Origin of the sequence: Streptomyces sp. Y20, from assembly GCF_043195475.1 — a bacterium.
Taxonomy (GTDB): Bacteria; Actinomycetota; Actinomycetes; order Streptomycetales; family Streptomycetaceae; genus Streptomyces.
Genome location: NZ_JBIDDP010000004.1, coordinates 372307 through 388657 on the forward strand (window position 1 = coordinate 372307; position 16351 = coordinate 388657).

At 74.4% G+C, this 16351-nt stretch carries 17 protein-coding genes; 1 reads left to right on the forward strand and 16 read right to left on the reverse strand.

The annotated features are described in order from the left end of the window. Window positions 1-22: 22 nt before the first annotated feature. The 9 genes from ACGFT1_RS13035 to tsaB all read right to left on the reverse strand — a co-directional run bounded on the left by ACGFT1_RS13035 (window position 23) and on the right by tsaB (window position 9101). The gene (locus ACGFT1_RS13035) at window positions 23-1405 is read right to left on the reverse strand and encodes an FG-GAP-like repeat-containing protein (RefSeq protein ID WP_373909045.1); all 1383 of its coding nucleotides are present in this window, start codon (window positions 1403-1405) and stop codon (window positions 23-25) included. Between the two features lie 355 nt (window positions 1406-1760). Beyond that, window positions 1761-3128 carry an endo-1,4-beta-xylanase gene (locus tag ACGFT1_RS13040; RefSeq protein ID WP_373909046.1) on the reverse strand — a complete coding sequence of 456 codons (1368 nt, stop codon included), beginning with the start codon at window positions 3126-3128 and terminating at the stop codon, window positions 1761-1763. Window positions 3129-3218: 90 nt separating this feature from the next. Next, window positions 3219-4250, reverse strand: coding sequence for a LacI family DNA-binding transcriptional regulator (locus ACGFT1_RS13045; RefSeq protein ID WP_373909047.1), 1032 nt, complete (start codon window positions 4248-4250; stop codon window positions 3219-3221). 118 nt (window positions 4251-4368) lie between these two features. After that, window positions 4369-5268 (reverse strand): NAD-dependent protein deacetylase, encoded by a 900-nt coding sequence (locus ACGFT1_RS13050; protein ID WP_373909048.1) that lies wholly within the window; start codon window positions 5266-5268, stop codon window positions 4369-4371. A 103-nt stretch (window positions 5269-5371) separates the two neighbouring features. Then, window positions 5372-6277, reverse strand: coding sequence for a poly-gamma-glutamate hydrolase family protein (locus tag ACGFT1_RS13055; RefSeq protein ID WP_373909049.1), 906 nt, complete (start codon window positions 6275-6277; stop codon window positions 5372-5374). Between the two features lie 290 nt (window positions 6278-6567). Then, window positions 6568-6837: a hypothetical protein gene (locus ACGFT1_RS13060; protein ID WP_361992012.1), complete on the reverse strand. Its 270-nt coding sequence runs from the start codon at window positions 6835-6837 to the stop codon at window positions 6568-6570. Further along, window positions 6834-7925: a tRNA (adenosine(37)-N6)-threonylcarbamoyltransferase complex transferase subunit TsaD gene (tsaD, locus tag ACGFT1_RS13065; protein ID WP_373909050.1), complete on the reverse strand. Its 1092-nt coding sequence runs from the start codon at window positions 7923-7925 to the stop codon at window positions 6834-6836. The genes ACGFT1_RS13060 and tsaD overlap by 4 nt, the downstream gene beginning before the upstream one ends. Next, window positions 7918-8415, reverse strand: coding sequence for a ribosomal protein S18-alanine N-acetyltransferase (gene rimI, locus ACGFT1_RS13070; RefSeq protein WP_373909231.1), 498 nt, complete (start codon window positions 8413-8415; stop codon window positions 7918-7920). The genes tsaD and rimI overlap by 8 nt, the downstream gene beginning before the upstream one ends. A gap of 29 nt (window positions 8416-8444) precedes the next feature. Next, window positions 8445-9101, reverse strand: a complete 657-nt coding sequence (gene tsaB / locus ACGFT1_RS13075) for a tRNA (adenosine(37)-N6)-threonylcarbamoyltransferase complex dimerization subunit type 1 TsaB (protein WP_373909051.1) — start codon at window positions 9099-9101, stop codon at window positions 8445-8447. A gap of 113 nt (window positions 9102-9214) precedes the next feature. On the opposite strand from tsaB, the gene ACGFT1_RS13080 reads away from it, so the two are divergent. Next, window positions 9215-9775 carry a hypothetical protein gene (locus ACGFT1_RS13080; protein ID WP_373909052.1) on the forward strand — a complete coding sequence of 187 codons (561 nt, stop codon included), beginning with the start codon at window positions 9215-9217 and terminating at the stop codon, window positions 9773-9775. A 23-nt stretch (window positions 9776-9798) separates the two neighbouring features. On the opposite strand, the gene ACGFT1_RS13085 is transcribed toward ACGFT1_RS13080, so the two are convergent. The 7 genes from ACGFT1_RS13085 to ACGFT1_RS13115 all read right to left on the reverse strand — a co-directional run bounded on the left by ACGFT1_RS13085 (window position 9799) and on the right by ACGFT1_RS13115 (window position 16309). Further along, entirely contained in the window at window positions 9799-9969 is a 171-nt protein-coding gene (locus tag ACGFT1_RS13085; RefSeq protein WP_373909053.1) for a hypothetical protein, read from the reverse strand. Between the two features lie 128 nt (window positions 9970-10097). Then, window positions 10098-10619, reverse strand: a complete 522-nt coding sequence (gene tsaE / locus ACGFT1_RS13090; RefSeq protein WP_373909054.1) for a tRNA (adenosine(37)-N6)-threonylcarbamoyltransferase complex ATPase subunit type 1 TsaE — start codon at window positions 10617-10619, stop codon at window positions 10098-10100. Next, window positions 10576-11844 carry an alpha/beta fold hydrolase gene (locus ACGFT1_RS13095; RefSeq protein ID WP_373909055.1) on the reverse strand — a complete coding sequence of 423 codons (1269 nt, stop codon included), beginning with the start codon at window positions 11842-11844 and terminating at the stop codon, window positions 10576-10578. The genes tsaE and ACGFT1_RS13095 overlap by 44 nt, the downstream gene beginning before the upstream one ends. Window positions 11845-11975: 131 nt before the next feature. Further along, window positions 11976-13145 (reverse strand): alanine racemase, encoded by a 1170-nt coding sequence (gene alr / locus ACGFT1_RS13100; protein WP_373909056.1) that lies wholly within the window; start codon window positions 13143-13145, stop codon window positions 11976-11978. 48 nt (window positions 13146-13193) lie between these two features. Next, a complete protein-coding gene (locus tag ACGFT1_RS13105; RefSeq protein ID WP_373909057.1) occupies window positions 13194-14156 on the reverse strand; it encodes a L,D-transpeptidase family protein in 963 nt (320 codons plus the stop codon). A gap of 281 nt (window positions 14157-14437) precedes the next feature. After that, entirely contained in the window at window positions 14438-15883 is a 1446-nt protein-coding gene (locus ACGFT1_RS13110; RefSeq protein ID WP_373909058.1) for an NAD(P)H-hydrate dehydratase, read from the reverse strand. A 54-nt stretch (window positions 15884-15937) separates the two neighbouring features. Beyond that, window positions 15938-16309 carry a holo-ACP synthase gene (locus ACGFT1_RS13115; RefSeq protein WP_373909059.1) on the reverse strand — a complete coding sequence of 124 codons (372 nt, stop codon included), beginning with the start codon at window positions 16307-16309 and terminating at the stop codon, window positions 15938-15940. Window positions 16310-16351: the final 42 nt, after the last annotated feature.

The window sequence follows — 16351 nt, forward strand, 5'->3', positions numbered from 1 at the left end:
CCGCCGCCCCGATGGCTCCGCGCTACCGCAGCTCGAAGCCGAACGCCGCCTTCGTGTACGGCGCCCGCACGGCCTTGCCGCCGAAGGCCAGGGCCGCGTCGGCGGTCAGGCCCGAGGGGCGTCCGCGCAGCACCCAGACCGCGCCGTTGCCGCCGTCCTCGCCGGGGGCGGCGGCGGCCAGGTCGGCGTGGCCGTTGCCGTTGATGTCGAGCAGCCGGACCACGTACCCGAAGGAGTCGTACTGCTCGGCGGTGCCGGGGACGCCCTTGGTGTCCTGGCCGAACGCCTGGGCACCGGCGCCGGTCAGTCCGGAGCGGCTGCCGCGCAGCACGTCCACCACTCCCTCGCCGTTCTCGTCGGGCGCACCGACCGCGAGGTCGTCGACGCCGTCACCGGTGATGTCACCGACCGCGACCGACCGGCCGAACTCGTCGGTCTCCTCCCGGCTGCCGGGGACGCCGGGCGTGTCCTGCGTGAACCGCTTCCAGGTGCTCCGGCCGCCCAGCCCGGCGGCGCTGCCGTACATCACCCAGACCGCGTTGTCGTTCTGGAACCCGGTGACGAGGTCGTCGTACCCGTCGCCGTCGAGGTCGCCGATGGCGGCCGCGCCGTCGCCGCCCGGGTGCTGGTCCGTGACCCGGGTGAGCCCGGCGGGACCGCTCAGGTAGAGCACGCTGCAGTCGTTGCCGTCGCCGCAGTAGCCGGTCAGCACCAGGTCGGTGCGGCCGTCGCCGTTGATGTCGCCGGTGTCGCCGTCGCGGATGTCGACGTACCGGAGGTGGTCGGGGTCGAGCGGGGTCCGCGCGGCAGGGGTACCGGTGCGCTCGAGCGGTCCCTTCCAGATCGTGGCGGTGGTGCCGGCCGGGTCGTCGCCCCCGCCGAAACCGGCGCTGAACACGGCGAGGTCGAGGCGCCCGTCGCCGTCGAAGTCACCGGTCTGGGTGTCGGTGGCCGGGATCTGCCTGCCGCCGGACAGCCCGCGCGGCCCGCCCCAGACGACGGCCCCGCCGTCCCGCGGCGAACCGCTGCCGACGACGAGGTCCGTGTAGCCGTCGCCGTCCAGGTCGCCCTCGGAGACCTGCTGCCCGAAGCCCTGCCCCTTGACGGGGTCGCCGGGGACGCCCGCGGTGGCCCGGCTGAGGATCGCGCGGTGGCCGGTGGACAGGCCGTGCGGGCCGCCGTACATCACGGTGACGTAGCCCGCCCCGGCCCGGCCGCCGACGGTGGCGTTCGGGGCCCCGACGGCCAGGTCGGCGTATCCGTCGCCGTTGAAGTCGTCACGGACCGGCGCTGCCTTGGACGGGGCCGGGACGGGCGGGGCGGCGGACGCGGCCGGGACGGTGAGGGCGGTCAGCCCCAGGGACAGCGGCAGCGCCCAACGGGCGTGCGAACGCAGGCGGAACAACGGAAAACCCCCTGATGACAACGACTTGGTCACCGTAGGAGACCCGCGGGCCGCGTGGAAGGTTGTGCGATCCGGCGTGAGGGTTCTCGGAGCGCGCCCTACGACGGCCAGAACATCCCTGTCCACGGCACGAGTCGCGGACCCGTGGGCAGCACGCCGGCGGCCCCGCGGATCGGGCTCGGCGGTTCCCGCTCCAGCGAGCCGCTCCGGCAGGGCTTCGCCTCGCGCTCGTCGGTGGGCGGGACCCTCCAGGGCGCCTCACTGCGGTACACGGCCCGCCGCCGTGCCCGGCACCAGGGCGCCCGCCGGGGCGCGGCCGGCGGTCCTCAGCCACCACCGCCCGCCGGCCCGCCGCTCATCCCAGTGTCACCGCCGGCACGGGATTGCCGCCGCTCCAGGAGGCGTTGAACCCGAAGGTCACCGAACCGCCGTCCGGGACAGCGCCGTTGTAGGAGGCGTTGGCGCACGACACGGCCGTCCCCGACTGGGTGCAGGCGGCGTTCCAGGCCTGGGTGATCCGCTGGCCCGCGCCGTAGTTCCAGCTCACCTTCCACGAGGACAGCGAGGCACCGGAGCAGGAGATCCTCACCTGCCCCGTGAAGCCGTCGTTCCACTGGCTGGTGACGGTGTACGCGGCGGTGCAGGCACCAGGACCCGGGGGCGGGGTGTCGGTGGAGCCGCCGAGCGCCTCCGCGATGCCGTGGTACGCCGGTTTGGGCTGGTAGTTCTCGTCGTACGGGGTCGCCGCCCCGTAGCCCGGGAAGGTGCCGGGCACCCACGAGTCGGCGTCGGTGAAGCCCCAGACGGTGACGTTGACGCAGCGGGTCACGGCCGCGCAGGCGGCCACGACGGACTTGAAGTCGGCGGCCTGCTGGGCGAGCTCGGTGCTGTCGGCCGGCAGCTGCATGCGGACGTCCAGCTCGGTGATCGCCACGTCGACGCCGAGGTCGGCGAAGCGCTGGATGTTCTGCTGGAGCGTCGACGGCACCTGGCCGAGGACCAGATGGGCCTGGAGGCCGACGCCGCCGATCGGAACGCCCTGCGCCTTGAGGGACTTCACCAGGTCGTACAGCGCGGTGGACTTCGCGTCGACGCCCTCGACGTTGTAGTCGTTGATGTACAGCTTGGCGTCCGGGTCGGCCGCGTGCGCCCAGGTCAGGGCGTTCGCGATGTAGCCCGGTCCGAGGCCGTTGTACCAGAGGTCGGAGCGGTAGGTGCCGTCCTCGTCGAAGGGTTCGTTGACGACGTCCCAGGCGGCGATCCTGCCCTTGTAGCGGCCGACCTCCGTAGTGATGTGGTTCTGGAGCAAGCTGCCGAGCTGAGCGGGGGTCCAGGTGCCGTTGGCGAGCCACCCCGGGTTCTGGCTGTGCCAGACCAGGGTGTGGCCGCGCACCTGCTGGTCGTGGGCCTGGGCGAAGGCCACGATCTGGTCGGCCTCGGTCCAGTTGAAGCTGCCCCGGGTGGGCTCGACGGTCTCCCACTTCATGGCGTTGCCGGGGGTGAGCGAACCGAACTGGCTGCCGGCGATGTCGCCGTAGGTCCCGGTGAGCCGGGAGCCGGTGACGGCGGTGCCGACGACCTTGCCCTTCGCCGCCGCGAGGTCGCGCAGCGGGGTGTCGGCGGCGTGCGCCGCGGGTGCCGTGAACAGCAGTGCGACGCCGGTCAGCACCGATGCGAGGGACGCGAGGGACGCGCGGGGTGATCCGGTCCTCAGGGATCTCACGACGGGGGCCTCCGAATGTTTCGGCCGAACAACCGATTGACTCGGAGCAGTGTGGGGTGGTGCCTGGCACCCGTCAATACACCGCGGCCCTCACACCGCGGCGGGCGCCGCCGTGCTCGACCGCACCACCAGACTCGTCGCCAGCTCCACCCGGGTCGCCGCCCGCTCCCCCTCGGCGCGCCCCAGCTCCAGCACCAGCCGGGCCGCGGCCTCGGCCATCTCCGTCAGCGGCTGCCGTACGGTCGTGAGCGGCGGGCCGACCCAGCGGGCCACCGGCAGGTCGTCGAAGCCGACGACGCTGAGGTCCTCCGGGACGCGCAGACCGAGTTCGCGGGCAGCTTCGTACAGGCCGAGCGCCTGGAGGTCGTTGCCCGCGAAGACGGCGGTCGGCCGGTCCGGGCGGCGCAGCAGCTCCAGGCCCAGGCGGTAGCCGGCGTCGTGGTGGAAGTCCCCGGTCACGACGAGCGAGGGGTCCACTGACACGCCGGCCGTCTCCAGGGCCGCCCGGTAGCCGTCGACCCGGGCCCGGCTGCACATCATCCGGGACGGGCCGCTGATCGCGCCGATCCGGGTGTGGCCGAGTTCCACCAGGTGCCGGGTGGCGGCCAGCCCGCCCTGCCAGTTGGTGGCGCCGATCGAGGGCACGTCCGGGCCCGGGTCGCCGGCCGGGTCCATCACCACGAACGGGATGGAGCGGCTGGTCAGCAGCGCCCGCTGGGACTCGTCGAGCCCGGACAGCACCAGCACCACGCCGTGCGGGCGGCGGGCGGCGACCTGGTCGGCCCAGGTCCGGCCCGGGGTGAGCCGCCCGGCCGACTCGGACAGCACGACGCTCAGACCCGTGTCCCGGGCCACGTTCTCCACGCCCCGGATGACCTCCATCGCCCAGGCGCTCTCCAGCTCGTGGAAGACGAGGTCGATCAGCGGTGACCGGGAGGCCTCGGCGCGCCGGCGCCGGTAGCCGTAGGCGCGCAGCAGTTCCTCGACGCGGGCGCGGGTGGCGGGGGCGACGTCGGCCCGGCCGTTGAGGACCTTCGAAACAGTCGGAGCGGACACCCCGGCCTCACGGGCGATCTCGGCGAGGGTCGCCGTCTGCGTCTCTGCGGGCTTCGAAGGCTTCATGCCCGCGATCGTAACCCCAGGGCCCGTCGCGACGAAGGGTCATGCTCGGCGCGGATCCTCGCAACATTCGCTAAGAGATTAGAAACATTCGGCGTGTCGGGCTCCGGTCATGGCGGGTTCAGGCCGCCGCTCGGCCGTCGACGGGCAGACCCAGCCGGCCGGCCACGGTGGTGAGGGCCGCCCCCAGCGGCAGCGCGACCCGGGTGAGGGCGTGCCGGTCGCCGCGGGTCGGGTCCCGGTTGACGATCAGCACCGGCTTCCCGGCCTCGGCCGCCTGGCGGACGAACCGGAGCCCGGACATCACCGTCAGCGATGATCCGAGGACCAGTAGCGAGGACGCGGCCCGGACCAGCTCCCGGCAGTGCTCCACCCGCTGGGGCGGAACGGCCTCGCCGAAGAACACCACGTCCGGTTTGAGGATGCCCCCGCAGACCGCGCAGGGCAGCACCCGGAAGTCGCCGACCTGTTCATCGCCGAGATCGGCGTCACCGTCCGGGTTGATCCCGGCGGCCACCGGCTCGAAGCCCGGATTGGCCTCCTCCAGCCGCCGGGCGAGTTCGCGGCGCGGGCTGAGAGTGCCGCAGGAAAGGCAGACGACCCGGTCCAGGCTGCCGTGGAGTTCCACGACGCCCTCGCTCCCGGCGGCCTGGTGCAGGCCGTCGACGTTCTGGGTGATCACTCCGCAGAGCAGGCCGTGCCGCCCGAAGGCGGCCACGGCCCGGTGCCCGGCGTTGGGCCGGGCGCTGCCGAACGTGCGCCAGCCGAGGTGGCTGCGCGCCCAGTAGCGGCGCCGGGCCCCGGCGTCGGCGGTGAAGTCCTGGTAGGTCATCGGGGTGTGCCGGCTCAGGCTCCCGCCCTCGCCCCGGTAGTCGGGGATGCCCGACTCCGTGGAGATGCCCGCCCCGCTGAGCACCAGCACACCGCCGGCGCCCAGCGCGGCGGCGACCGGCTCCGGGTCCGTGGTGCCCGCGGGCAGGTCCTCGGTGGGGGTCCAGCTCAGCGTGGGGCGCATGCGCATGCCGCCAGGGTACGGAACGCGCCGCGTTCACTCACCGGGGTCACGGGCGGTGGCGGGCGCGGTGCCGGGCCCCGCGAGCCCGGCGTGATCCGGACGAGAGGCTCTAGAGGGCGCCGAGGCCCAGCTCGTGGTTCTTGACGGCGTCACGGACGGCAGCCACGAAGCCGTTCCAGAAGTGGTCGGCGTCGGAGCTGCCGGCGCTCGGCACACCGGCCGTCGCCCTGCGTCCGGCGGCGCCGGAGAAGTCACCGAACATCGCCTTGCGCAGTGCCGTGGACAGTTCCATCTGGGCGCCGGCGCCGGTGCGGGTGCGGTTGACGATGTTGGCCGGGTCGTCGCCGTTGATGGGGTCCGCGGCGCCCGCGAGGACCACGGTCACGTTCCGGTCGGCGTCGGCGGCCGGGGAGGAAAGGCCGTACTTCCTGAAGGCCGCGAGCAGGTTGCGCTTGAGCCGCTCATCCCGGCCGCAGACGATGATCTTCTTCGTGGTCGTGTCGTCGAAGCCGTGCAGGGAGACGGCGTACAGGTTCCCGGCGCAGACGGCCAGGGCGGCCGGGTCGTCGCAGTGGGTGGCGGTGACGTGCTGCGCGGCGGAGTTGGCCAGGGCCTCGAACATCCAGTAGTCGCGCTGCGGCTCTCCCGGCACCTCCGCGCCCGCCGGGTCGGTGCCCGCGTCGAAGGGCGTGTAACCGGCGACGGCCAGGCACAGCTCACTCGTGCCGGCCTCGATCCCGCCGCCGTGCGGCGCGATCACCGCCGTGCTGGTGACGGGGCTGCTCGTGCCGCGGACGTTGTCCGTGACCTGCACCGGCGCCCCTATGCGGAACCGGCGCGACCAGTCGGTGCCCTCCTTGGCCGCGGTACGGGTGTACAGGTCGGTGTTGGACGCGTACTGGTCGGCCGCCGCGGCCGGCGTGGCGCCGCTGCCGAGCACGGCGTCGAGGGTGGGCAGGCCCGCGGCCACGGCGGCGACGGAGGCGAGGACGGTGCGTCTGCTGCCGGTATTCACGGGCTGATCCTGCATCACGGCCCGGCGACGGCTCCGGCGGGTCTTCCTGAGCATGACAACCGGTTCGGGTGACGCCACGGATGGGCTGCCGTAACGCCGATACCCCGCCTCCGGGAACCCGGGGGCGGGGTATCGAGTGGAGCGCCGGGCAGGCCTTGCACCTGCATCTCCCCGCAGGAAGCGGGACGTCTTTCCTTGGACCACCAACGCACTGCGTCCGGGCCGGTGTTCCGGCCGTTCGCTGTGTGATGATCATAGCGCAGTTCGGCCGGAAGGATCAACCCGGCCGATCAGCCGTCCGCGCCGCCGTCCGTCACCGCCTCGAAGCGCCAGCGGTGCACGGCGCGGGTCACCAGATCCGCGTCCGGCTCGGGCAGCTCGGGCAGCGGGGCGTCGTACGGCGCGTCCCACCACGTGACGACCAGCACCCGGTCCTGCGGCGCGCGGAAGGTCTCGCGCCGGGCCGGCCCGGGGGTCAGGGCCTGTCCGCGGACCCAGGCCAGCAGGTCCTCCCCGCGGCCCGCCGCGGCGCGCGCCTCCCACATCAGCGCGACGGTCACGAGTACAGGTTCTCCTTGCTGACCTCGTGCACGTGATCGTGGTCGTGGCCCGGTACGTGCGGGTCGGTCACCGGCAGGGAGGAGTCGGCCGACAGGTCCCAGGCGGACGCGGTCCGGTTGCGGGCGACCATCTCGGCGCCGAGCGCGGCCACCATCGCGCCGTTGTCCGTGCACAGCTTGGGGCGGGGCACGCGCAGCCGGATGCCGGCCGCCTCGCAGCGTTCCTGGGCGAGGGCGCGCAGCCGGGAGTTGGCGGCCACCCCACCACCGATCATCAGGTGGTCGACACCCTCGTCCTTGCAGGCGCGGACGGCCTTGCGGGTGAGGACGTCGACGACGGCCTCCTGGAAGGACGCGGCCACATCGCGCACCGGGACGTCCTCGCCGGCCGCGCGCCGGGCCTCGATCCAGCGGGCCACGGCCGTCTTCAGACCCGAGAAGGAGAAGTCGTACGCCGGGTCGCGCGGGCCGGTCAGGCCGCGCGGGAAGGCGATGGCCCGCGGGTCGCCCTCCTTCGCGTACCGGTCGATGACCGGGCCGCCGGGAAAGCCCAGGTCCAGCACGCGGGCGATCTTGTCGAAGGCCTCGCCGGCCGCGTCGTCGATGGTCGCGCCCATCGGGCGGACGTCGGAGGTGATGTCCGAGGACAGCAGCAGCGAGGAGTGGCCGCCGGAGACCAGCAGGGCCATCGTCGGCTCGGGCAGCGGGCCGTGCTCCAGCTGGTCCACGCAGATGTGCGAGGCGAGGTGGTTGACGCCGTACAGGGGCTTGCCGAGGGCGTACGCGTACGCCTTGGCCGCCGAGACGCCGACGAGCAGCGCGCCCGCGAGCCCGGGACCGGCGGTGACCGCGATGCCGTCGAGGTCGCGGGCCGAGACGCCCGCCTCCTTCAGCGCGCGGTCGATCGTGGGGACCATCGCCTCCAGGTGCGCCCGGGACGCCACCTCCGGCACGACTCCGCCGAAGCGGGCGTGCTCGTCGACGCTGGAGGCGATGGCGTCCGCCAGCAGGGTGGTGCCGCGGACGATGCCGACGCCGGTCTCGTCGCAGGAGGTCTCGATGCCGAGGACGAGGGGTTCGTCAGTCATTGATATCGGTTCCTTGTACGGGGGCGGAGCCCGCGGCGGAGCCGCTGCCGGGTTCCGTGGTCAGGCGCATCACCAGGGCGTCGACGTTGCCCGGCTGGTAGTAGCCGCGCCGGAAGCCGATGGGGGCGAAGCCGAAGCGCTCGTAGAGCTTCTGGGCGCGGATGTTGTCGACCCGGCATTCGAGCATCACCTCGTGGCACTCGAACGCGGTCGCGGCGCGCAGCAGCTCGGTGAGCAGGCGGGCGCCGAGGCCGGTGCGCTGGTGGTCGCGGGCGACGGCGATGGTCTGGACGTCGGCCTGCTCGCCGGCGGCGACGAGGCCGGCGTAGCCGACGACGCCGCCGGCGGACTCGGCCACGAGGTAGCGCCGGGTGGCGTCGGGGCCCCGGGAGTGGGCCAGCTCGGACCAGAACATGCCCCGGGACCAGGCGTCCTCGGGGAAGAGGTCCTTTTCCAGCACCAGGACCGGGTCGATGTCCCACCAGCGCATCTCGCGCAGGACGGGGGCTGCCGGCTGTGTCACTTGGGGGTGACCACCTTGTAGTTCTTGGGGACCTGGGCGTCGGGCCGGCGCAGGTACAGCGGCCGGGGCGCCGGGAGTTCCTCGCCCGCGGCCAGCTTCCCGGCGGCGAGCGAGGCGAGGGAGGCGGCGGACACGTGCTCGGGCTCGCGCGCGTCCGGGAACGTGTCCGGGTAGAGCAGCGCGCCGGCGCCGGCCGCCGGGAGCCCGGCGACCTGTCCGGCGATGTCGGCCGGGCGGTCGACGGCCGGACCGGTCAGGCGGGTGCGCGGGTCGGCGTACGTGGCCCAGTAGACCTCCTTGCGCCGGGCGTCGGTCGCCACGACGAAGGGGCCCGTCTCGATGCCGGCGGCGTGGGCGAGGCCGTCGAGCGTGCACACGCCGTAGACCGGGACGCCGAGGGCGAGGCCGAAGGTGTCGGCGGTCATCAGGCCGACGCGCAGGCCGGTGTAGGGGCCGGGACCGGTGCCGACGACGATCCCGGTGACCGCCTCCAGCTTCAGTCCGGCCCGGGTGAGCACGCGGTCGACGGCCGGCAGCAGCAGCTCTCCGTGCCGGCGTGCGTCCACCTGGCTCGACGAGGCGATGACGTCGGTGCCGTCGTGCAGCGCGACGGTGACGGCGGGTGTTGCGGTATCCAGAGCGAGCAAGAGCACGCGAACAGCCTACGGCGCCCGCGCCGCCCGCATGGCCGTCCGGGTCGTACGGTCACCGACTGCTACGGTCTGTATGAAGTACGACATATCGGACGAAGCAGAGGTGGGCGCACGTGGCAGGGACCAGCTCGGCAGCCGTGGCCGTCCTCACCGCGGCGGCCCTCGGCACGGTCGGCCTCCTCGCCTACCGGGCCCACACGACCGCCCCGGCGGCCCTGCCCGGCACGCCCGCCGCGCACGCGTCCCCCTCGGCGTCCGCGTCCAAGGCACCCCGGGACCGGCACAACCCGACCGCCCTGCCGGGCGGCTCCGGTACGGGTGAACGGGTGGTGTACTCGGTGGACGACGACCGGGTCTGGCTGGTCGACGACCGCGGCCGGATGCAGCGCACGTTCCCGGTGCGCCCGGGGAACGTGGACCCGCCGCCCGGCACCTACTGGGTGACCTCCCGCTCCCACGCGGTCACCGGGACCGACGGCCGGCCCGTGGAGCACGTGGTGCGCTTCACCAGTGTGCGGGGCGTGGCGATCGGCTTCAGCGCGGCGGTGGGTGACGGCACCGGTCCGGCGCCCGACCCGGGCGTGAAGACGGGCGGGATCCGGGAGAACAGGGAGGACGGGGACGCGATGTGGCGGTTCGCGACGATCGGCGTACGGGTGGTCGTGATCCGCTAGCCGGCTCCGGGCCGCCGGGGACCTCAGGCCGCCCTGGGGCGCGCCTCACGCACGGGCAGGACCACGGGCTCCGGCTTCCGGCGCGGTTCCGGCTCCCGCGGCGGCCGGGAGACGGCGTCCGCGGCGGCGCACGACGCCAGCAGATCACGCATGGACACCCCGGCGGGCCGGTGGGTGGGCGGGGCTGCGGTCATGGACGCCTCCTGGAGTGCGGGGGCGGGCGTGGTTAGGCACACCTAACTACGTGCTGGGTACCATGTGACCACGCCCGGGACGTCCCGCGCAATACGGTGCCGACAGCGTGTCGGGAAGTCCGCCGGGCTCAGCCGGACAGCGTGTCCAGACCGGCGCCGGACCACCGCTCCCCCAGCCCCGCCAGGGTCACGTGCCGCACCTCGTCGGTGGTGTCCCCGACGGCGCGGTGGATGACGATCTGGAGCCGGTCCTCGGTCAGCTCCTCCACCTTGCCCTCGCCCCACTCCACGACGATCACCGAGTCGGACAGGGAGACGTCGAGGTCCAGGTCCTCCATCTCGTCCAAGCCGCCGGAGAGCCGGTAGGCGTCCACGTGGACCAGGGGCGGGCCGTCGCCGAGGGAGGGATGCACTCTGGCGATGACGAACGTCGGCGAGGTGACCGCGCCGCGCACGCCCAGGCCCTCGCCGAGTCCGCGGGTCAGCGTGGTCTTGCCCGCGCCCAGTTCCCCGGTGAGCATGACCAGGTCACCCGCGCGCAGCAGAGCGGCGAGCCGGCGGCCCAGCTCCCGCATCTGCTCGGGCGAGGTGACCGTCAGCCGGGTCTCAGCGCTTCGGTGCGGTGCCACGGGTGCTGCTGGTCGTTCCATAGCCACTTACGGTAGCTCCTGCGGGTACCGCGCCCGCGCGGGTGAGCAGGTCGGCGAGGCGGTCGGTGACCACTTCCGGGTGCTCCAGCATCACCAGGTGCCCGGCGTCCGGCACGAGCACCAGCTCGGCGTCCGGGAGCAGGTCGGCGATGGCCTCGCTGTGCTCGCTCGGCGTGACCAGGTCCCGCACCCCGGCCAGCACCAGCACGGGCATGTCCCGGAAGCAGGCGAGGGCCTCGGTCTTGTCGTGGTCGGTGAAGGCCGGGTAGAACTCGGCGACCACGTCGATCGGAGTGGACTCGATCATCCGCTCGGCGAACCGTTCCACCGCCGGGTCGACGTCGCGCCCCGCGAACGAGTACCGCTTGATGATCCCGGCGAACAGGTCGGCGGTGGCCCGGCGGCCCCTTTCCACCAGCTCCGCCTGCTGCCCCAGCGCCCTGAGGACCCCGGGCAGGATCCGGCGCACCGCGTTGACACCGGCCACCGGCAGCCCGAAGTTGACCTCGCCGAGCCGCCCGGACGACGTCCCCACGAAGACGGTGGCCACGACCCGGTCCCGGATCAGCTCGGGGTACTGGGAGGCGAGTGCCATGACGGTCATGCCGCCCATGGAATGGCCGACCAGCACCACCGGCCCCTCCGGTACGGCGGCGTCGAGCACGGCCTTGAGGTCGCGGCCGAGCTGGTCGATGGTCAGCGGCACCCGGTCCCGGGTCTGGGCCACGCCCCGCGCGGACCGCCCGTGGCTGCGCTGGTCCCAGTGCACGGTGCGCACCACCCCGCGCAGTGCGGCCCGCTGGAAGTGCCAGGAGTCCTGGCTGAGGCAGTAGCCGTGGCAGAAGACGACGGTGACCGGGGCGGGCGTCTTGCGGCCGAAGAGCCGGCGCCGGCGCGGGGAGACGTCCGGCCCCACGTCGGGCTCGGTCTCGTCGACCTCGTAGTACAGCTCGGTGCCGTCGTCGGCGTGCGCCTTGCCGGGGGTGCCGCGCAGGGTGCCGTACGGCCCGGTGGAGTCCAGTGCCAGCCGGGCCCGGCGGCGCATTCCGCGCCCGACCGTCATCCGCTCGATGGCGACACCGGCCGCCGCGCCCGCGGCGAGGACGCCGATCGCGGTGCCGGCGACGCCGGTCGCCCGGCGCCAGCCCCCGGCCGCCCCCGCGGCGGAGGCGGCGGCCGCCGAGGCGACGACGTCGGCCACGACCTCCGCGGTGCTCTCGCTCACGTACCGCTCCTCTTCGCCGTACAACAGTTCGCTGGTGGGGTGAAACGGATGGTGCCCCTGTGCTCGCGCAGGACTCGCGGGAGGGCCGATGACGGACGGTCGGACGGTCCTGGTCGCCGCTCCCGAACGGGTTACCCGGGTTGCTGCCCGTTCACGTAGACGCGGGGAACGCGCGTTCCGATGCGCGTGACGATCTCGTACGCGATCGTGCCGGACGCCTGCGCCCAGTCCTCGGCGGTCGGCTCACCCCGGTCGCCGGGCCCGAACAGCACCGCCTCCGCCCCCGCCGGCGGCTCGTCACCGCCGAGATCCACCACGAACTGGTCCATGGCGACCCGCCCGGCGACCGTCCGCCACTTGCCGTCGACCAGCACCGGGCCGGTGCCGGAGGCGTGCCGCGGGATGCCGTCCGCGTAGCCGACCGGCACCAGGCCGAGCGTCGTGGGGCCCGGGGTGACGTAGTGGTGGCCGTAGCTCACGCCGTGCCCGCCGGGCACCCGCTTGATCAGGGCCAGCGACGCGCTGAGCGTCATCACCGGGCGCAGTCCGAGATCGGCCGGGGTGCCCAGCTCGGGGCTGGGCGAGATCCCGTACAGGGCGATGCCCGTGCGGACCAGGTCGAAATGGGACTCGGGCAGGGTGAGGGCGGCCGGCGAGTTGGCGATGTGCCGCACCTCGGGCCGTACGCCCCGCTCCTCGGCGTACGCCACCATCTCCCGGAAGCGGCCGAGCTGCACGGCGACGGACGGGTGGCCGGGCTCGTCGGCGCACGCGAGATGCGACCACAGGCCGGTGACGCGGACCAGGCCCGCGGCCTCGGCACGCAGCGCCTCGGCGACCAGGGCGGCCCAGTCCTCGCCGGGCTGGCAGCCGTTGCGGCCGAGCCCGGTGTCGGCCTTGAGCTGCACCCGTGCGACCCGCCCGGCCTCCCGGGCGGCGGCGGTGACCTCCCGCAGGGCCCACATGCCGCTCAGCGACACGTCGATGTCCGCCTCGATCGCCTGCCGCCAGGGCCCGCCCGGCACCCACAGCCAGCACAGGATCCGGCCCGGCAGCCCGGCCGCGCGCAGCGCGAGGGCCTCCTCGGCGGTGGCCGTGCCCAGCCAGGACGCGCCCGCCGCGAGGGCGGCGCGGGCACAGGGCACCGCCCCGTGGCCGTACCCGTCGGACTTGACGACGGCCATCACGCCGGCGCCCCCCGTGCGGGCGCGCAGGGCCCGCACGTTGGCGCGCAGGGCGCCCAGATCGATCTCGGCGCGGGCCCGCAAGGAGGCGGTCGGCACAGCTGAAGTCTCACTCATGGCGCCCCCAGTGTCTCAGAGGGGGCCGAACGCGCTCCGGGCGCCGTGTCAGGTACCCGCCCTGCGCCCCCACACGAAGACGCGGTCACCCTTCTTCAGCACGCCCCACAGCCTGCGTGCGTCGGCGAGCCTCAGGTTCACACAGCCCATGGAGCCGGCGGTGGTGTAGATGCTGCCGTACACGGCGTGGAAGGCCTCGCCGCCGTCGAAGAACTGGGCGTACGGCATGGCCTGGCCGTACAGGGTCGACACGTGGTTCTTGTGCCGCCAGTACACGGTGTGCCAGCCCTTGCGGGTGACGTGGCCCCTGCCTCCGCTGCGCATCGGCACCGGGCCGAACAGCACCCGGGAGCCCTTCTGCACCCAGGTGAGCTGGCGGTCCAGATCGACACAGGCGACCCGGTAGGACCGCACCGGGCACTTCCCGGCGGCGTTCGGGTTCTTCCCGGCCGAGATCAGCATCATCGTCGACCAGGTGACGGGTCCGGCGAACCCGCTGGCCGGCTTGATCCGGTACGCGATCTGGAACGCCCGGATCGTCCTGCAGTCGGAGGCGGACTGCCTGCCGTCCGCCTTCAGTTTCAGCCACCGTTCGACCTGACGCTGGTACGGGCCGGTCTGCTTGGTGCACGTCACCTTTGCGACGGCGTCCCCCAGCGGCACGTACTCGATGAGGTCGTACGTCCCCGGTGCCGCGTCCCTCGGCTCCACGGCGTCCTCCGCCGCGCCGGGTGTGTACACCCTCGGCGGCAGAGCCTGGTCGGGCCTGTCGATCTGCCAGGGCTGAGCGGGGCTCGGCGGCACGCCGGGGACGAGGCCGGAGAGGGGGACGGCGGCGGTGGCATGGGCTGGAGCGGGGGCGGGTGGCTTCGGGGAGATGTCCGGGCTGCGGGGGGTGGGTACGGCGCGTACTGCGGCCACGGCCGTGCCGGGGCTGCCGGCCACCGGGAACGCCGTGCCGGCGGCGAGCAGCACCGCGATACCCCGGTACACAAATCGTCCGCTGATCATGCAATCAGCCAAACGTGAGGAGCCGCGGGGATGGGGGTGCCGCGCGGAGGGGGTCACCCGGGGGGCGGACGCCCGGCGGCGGGCGGGGCGTCCGGTGCCGGGGGCGGGGTGCCGGGGGCGGGTTCGTCATGTCCGGGCGCACAATTCCCCGCGCCGCTGGGGAGTTGGGGTGCGCCTGGGGTGACAGGGTGCCTGGGCGGGAGCTTGCGGGAGGCGCTGTGCGTGGGCGGGCGCGGGGCCGTCCTGGCCGGGCACGCCGTTCCCCGCACCCCTGCGGGGGGTCAGGTTCGGGTGTTCCGCCAGGCCAGGGGGATGTGGGACGCAATGTCGTGGGCGGCTGCCGGGGCGCCGTGCGGGTGGGGGCCGCCGGCTGCGAGGCGGCCCGCCAGGCCGTGGAGGTACGCGCCCGCGCTCGCCGCGTCCACCGCGGCCAGCCCCGCCGCCAGCAGCGACCCCGCCAGCCCGGACAGCACATCCCCGCTGCCCGCGGTGGCCAGCCACGGCGTCCCCGTGGGATTCACCCGCACCGGCCCGCCCCCGGAGTCGGCGACCAGCGTCGTCGACCCCTTCAGCAGCACCGTCGCCCGGTACCGCGCCGCCAGCTCCCGCACCGCGGCCAGCCGGGCGCCCTCGACCTCTTCCCGCCGTACCCCGAGCAGCGCGGCGGCCTCGCCCGCGTGCGGGGTCATCAGCGTCAGCGCCGTACGCCCCCGTACCGCCTCCCGCCCGGCCAGCCGCAGCCCGTCCGCGTCCAGCAGCACCGGTACGTCCGTCGCCAGCACCTCCGCCACGGTCGCCGCGTCGTCACCGGCGCCCGGCCCCACCACCCAGGCCTGTACCCGCCCGGCGCCGGCGGGGCCGGCGTCGGAGACCAGGGTCTCGGGGTGGCGCGCGAGGACCGCGTCCCCGGCCGGGCCGACGTACCGTACGGCCCCCGCCCCGCCCCGCAGCGCACCGGACACGGCCAGCACGGCGGCCCCCGGATAGCGTGCCGACCCGGCGGCGATCCCGACGACCCCCCGCCGGTACTTGTCGCTCTCCGCGGCCGGCTCCGGCAACAGCCGGGCCACGTCGGCGTGTTGCAGGGCCTCCAGTTCGGGTTCGGCGGGCGGCTCCAGCCCGATGTCGACGAGCCGCACGACGCCGGCGTACTCCCGTGCGGGGTCCACCAGCAGTCCCGGCTTGTACGTGCCGAAGGTGACGGTCAGGTCGGCCCGGAGCGCGGCCCCCCGCACCTCCCCGGTGTCCGCGTCGACCCCGCTGGGCAGGTCCACGGCCACGACGGCGGCCCGGGACCGCGCCACCATCCCGGCGAGCCGCTCGGCGTCGGGCCGCAGGCCGCCCTTGCCGCCGATGCCGACGATCCCGTCCATGACGAGGTCGGCCCGCGAGATCAGGTCCTCGGCGGCCTCGGCGGCGGCGACCACGCCGCCCGCCCGCCGCAGGGCGGCGAGCCCCGCGTGGTGCACCCGTCCCGGCGACAGCGGTACGGCGGTGACCCCGGCCCCGCGCCGGGCCAGCCGCGCCCCCGCGTACAGGGCGTCCCCGCCGTTGTCCCCGCTGCCGACCAGCAGCACCACCCGGCTGCCGTACACCCGTCCGATCAGTCCGGCGCAGGCGGCGGCCAGCCCGGCGGCGGCCCGCTGCATCAGCGCCCCCTCCGGCAGCCGCGCCAGCAGCACCCGTTCGGCCGCCCTTACCGTCTCCACGCTGTACGCAGTACGCATGGCACCGAGTCTGCCCCGGAATCACCGCCGCCCACACCCGGGCCGCCGCACGGGTCAGCCCTCGGCGACCACCACGGCCGAGGCGACGCCCGCGTCATGACTGAGCGACACGTGCCACGCCCGCACGCCCAGCTCCGCGGCCCGCGCCGCCACGGTCCCCTTCACCCGCAGCCGGGGCTGCCCGCTGCCCTCCACGAACACCTCGGCGTCGGTCCAGTGCAGCCCGGGCGGCGCCCCCAGCGCCTTCGCCAGCGCCTCCTTGGCGGCGAACCGCGCCGCGAGCGAGGCGATCCCTCGCCGTTCCCCGCTGGGCAGCAGCAGCTCGCGCTCCACGAACAAGCGGTCGGCCAACCCGGGGGTCCGCTCCAGGGACGCCCGGAACCGGTCGATCTCGGCGACGTCGATGCCCACCCCGATGATGCTCATGCCGTGCACCCTACGGCCACGGCCCCGCCGGTCCGTCCACCG

Coding starts and splice junctions, on each gene's coding strand:
- ACGFT1_RS13045 (WP_373909047.1), bottom strand. CDS start 4,250: ATGAAGCCTTCGAAGCCCGCAGAGACGCAGACGGCGACCCTCGCCGAG.
- ACGFT1_RS13050 (WP_373909048.1), bottom strand. CDS start 5,268: ATGCGCATGCGCCCCACGCTGAGCTGGACCCCCACCGAGGACCTGCCC.
- tsaD (WP_373909050.1), bottom strand. CDS start 7,925: ATGACTGACGAACCCCTCGTCCTCGGCATCGAGACCTCCTGCGACGAG.
- rimI (WP_373909231.1), bottom strand. CDS start 8,415: ATGCGCTGGTGGGACATCGACCCGGTCCTGGTGCTGGAAAAGGACCTC.
- ACGFT1_RS13085 (WP_373909053.1), bottom strand. CDS start 9,969: ATGACCGCAGCCCCGCCCACCCACCGGCCCGCCGGGGTGTCCATGCGT.
- tsaE (WP_373909054.1), bottom strand. CDS start 10,619: ATGGAACGACCAGCAGCACCCGTGGCACCGCACCGAAGCGCTGAGACC.
- alr (WP_373909056.1), bottom strand. CDS start 13,145: ATGAGTGAGACTTCAGCTGTGCCGACCGCCTCCTTGCGGGCCCGCGCC.
- ACGFT1_RS13105 (WP_373909057.1), bottom strand. CDS start 14,156: ATGATCAGCGGACGATTTGTGTACCGGGGTATCGCGGTGCTGCTCGCC.
- ACGFT1_RS13110 (WP_373909058.1), bottom strand. CDS start 15,883: ATGCGTACTGCGTACAGCGTGGAGACGGTAAGGGCGGCCGAACGGGTG.
- ACGFT1_RS13115 (WP_373909059.1), bottom strand. CDS start 16,309: ATGAGCATCATCGGGGTGGGCATCGACGTCGCCGAGATCGACCGGTTC.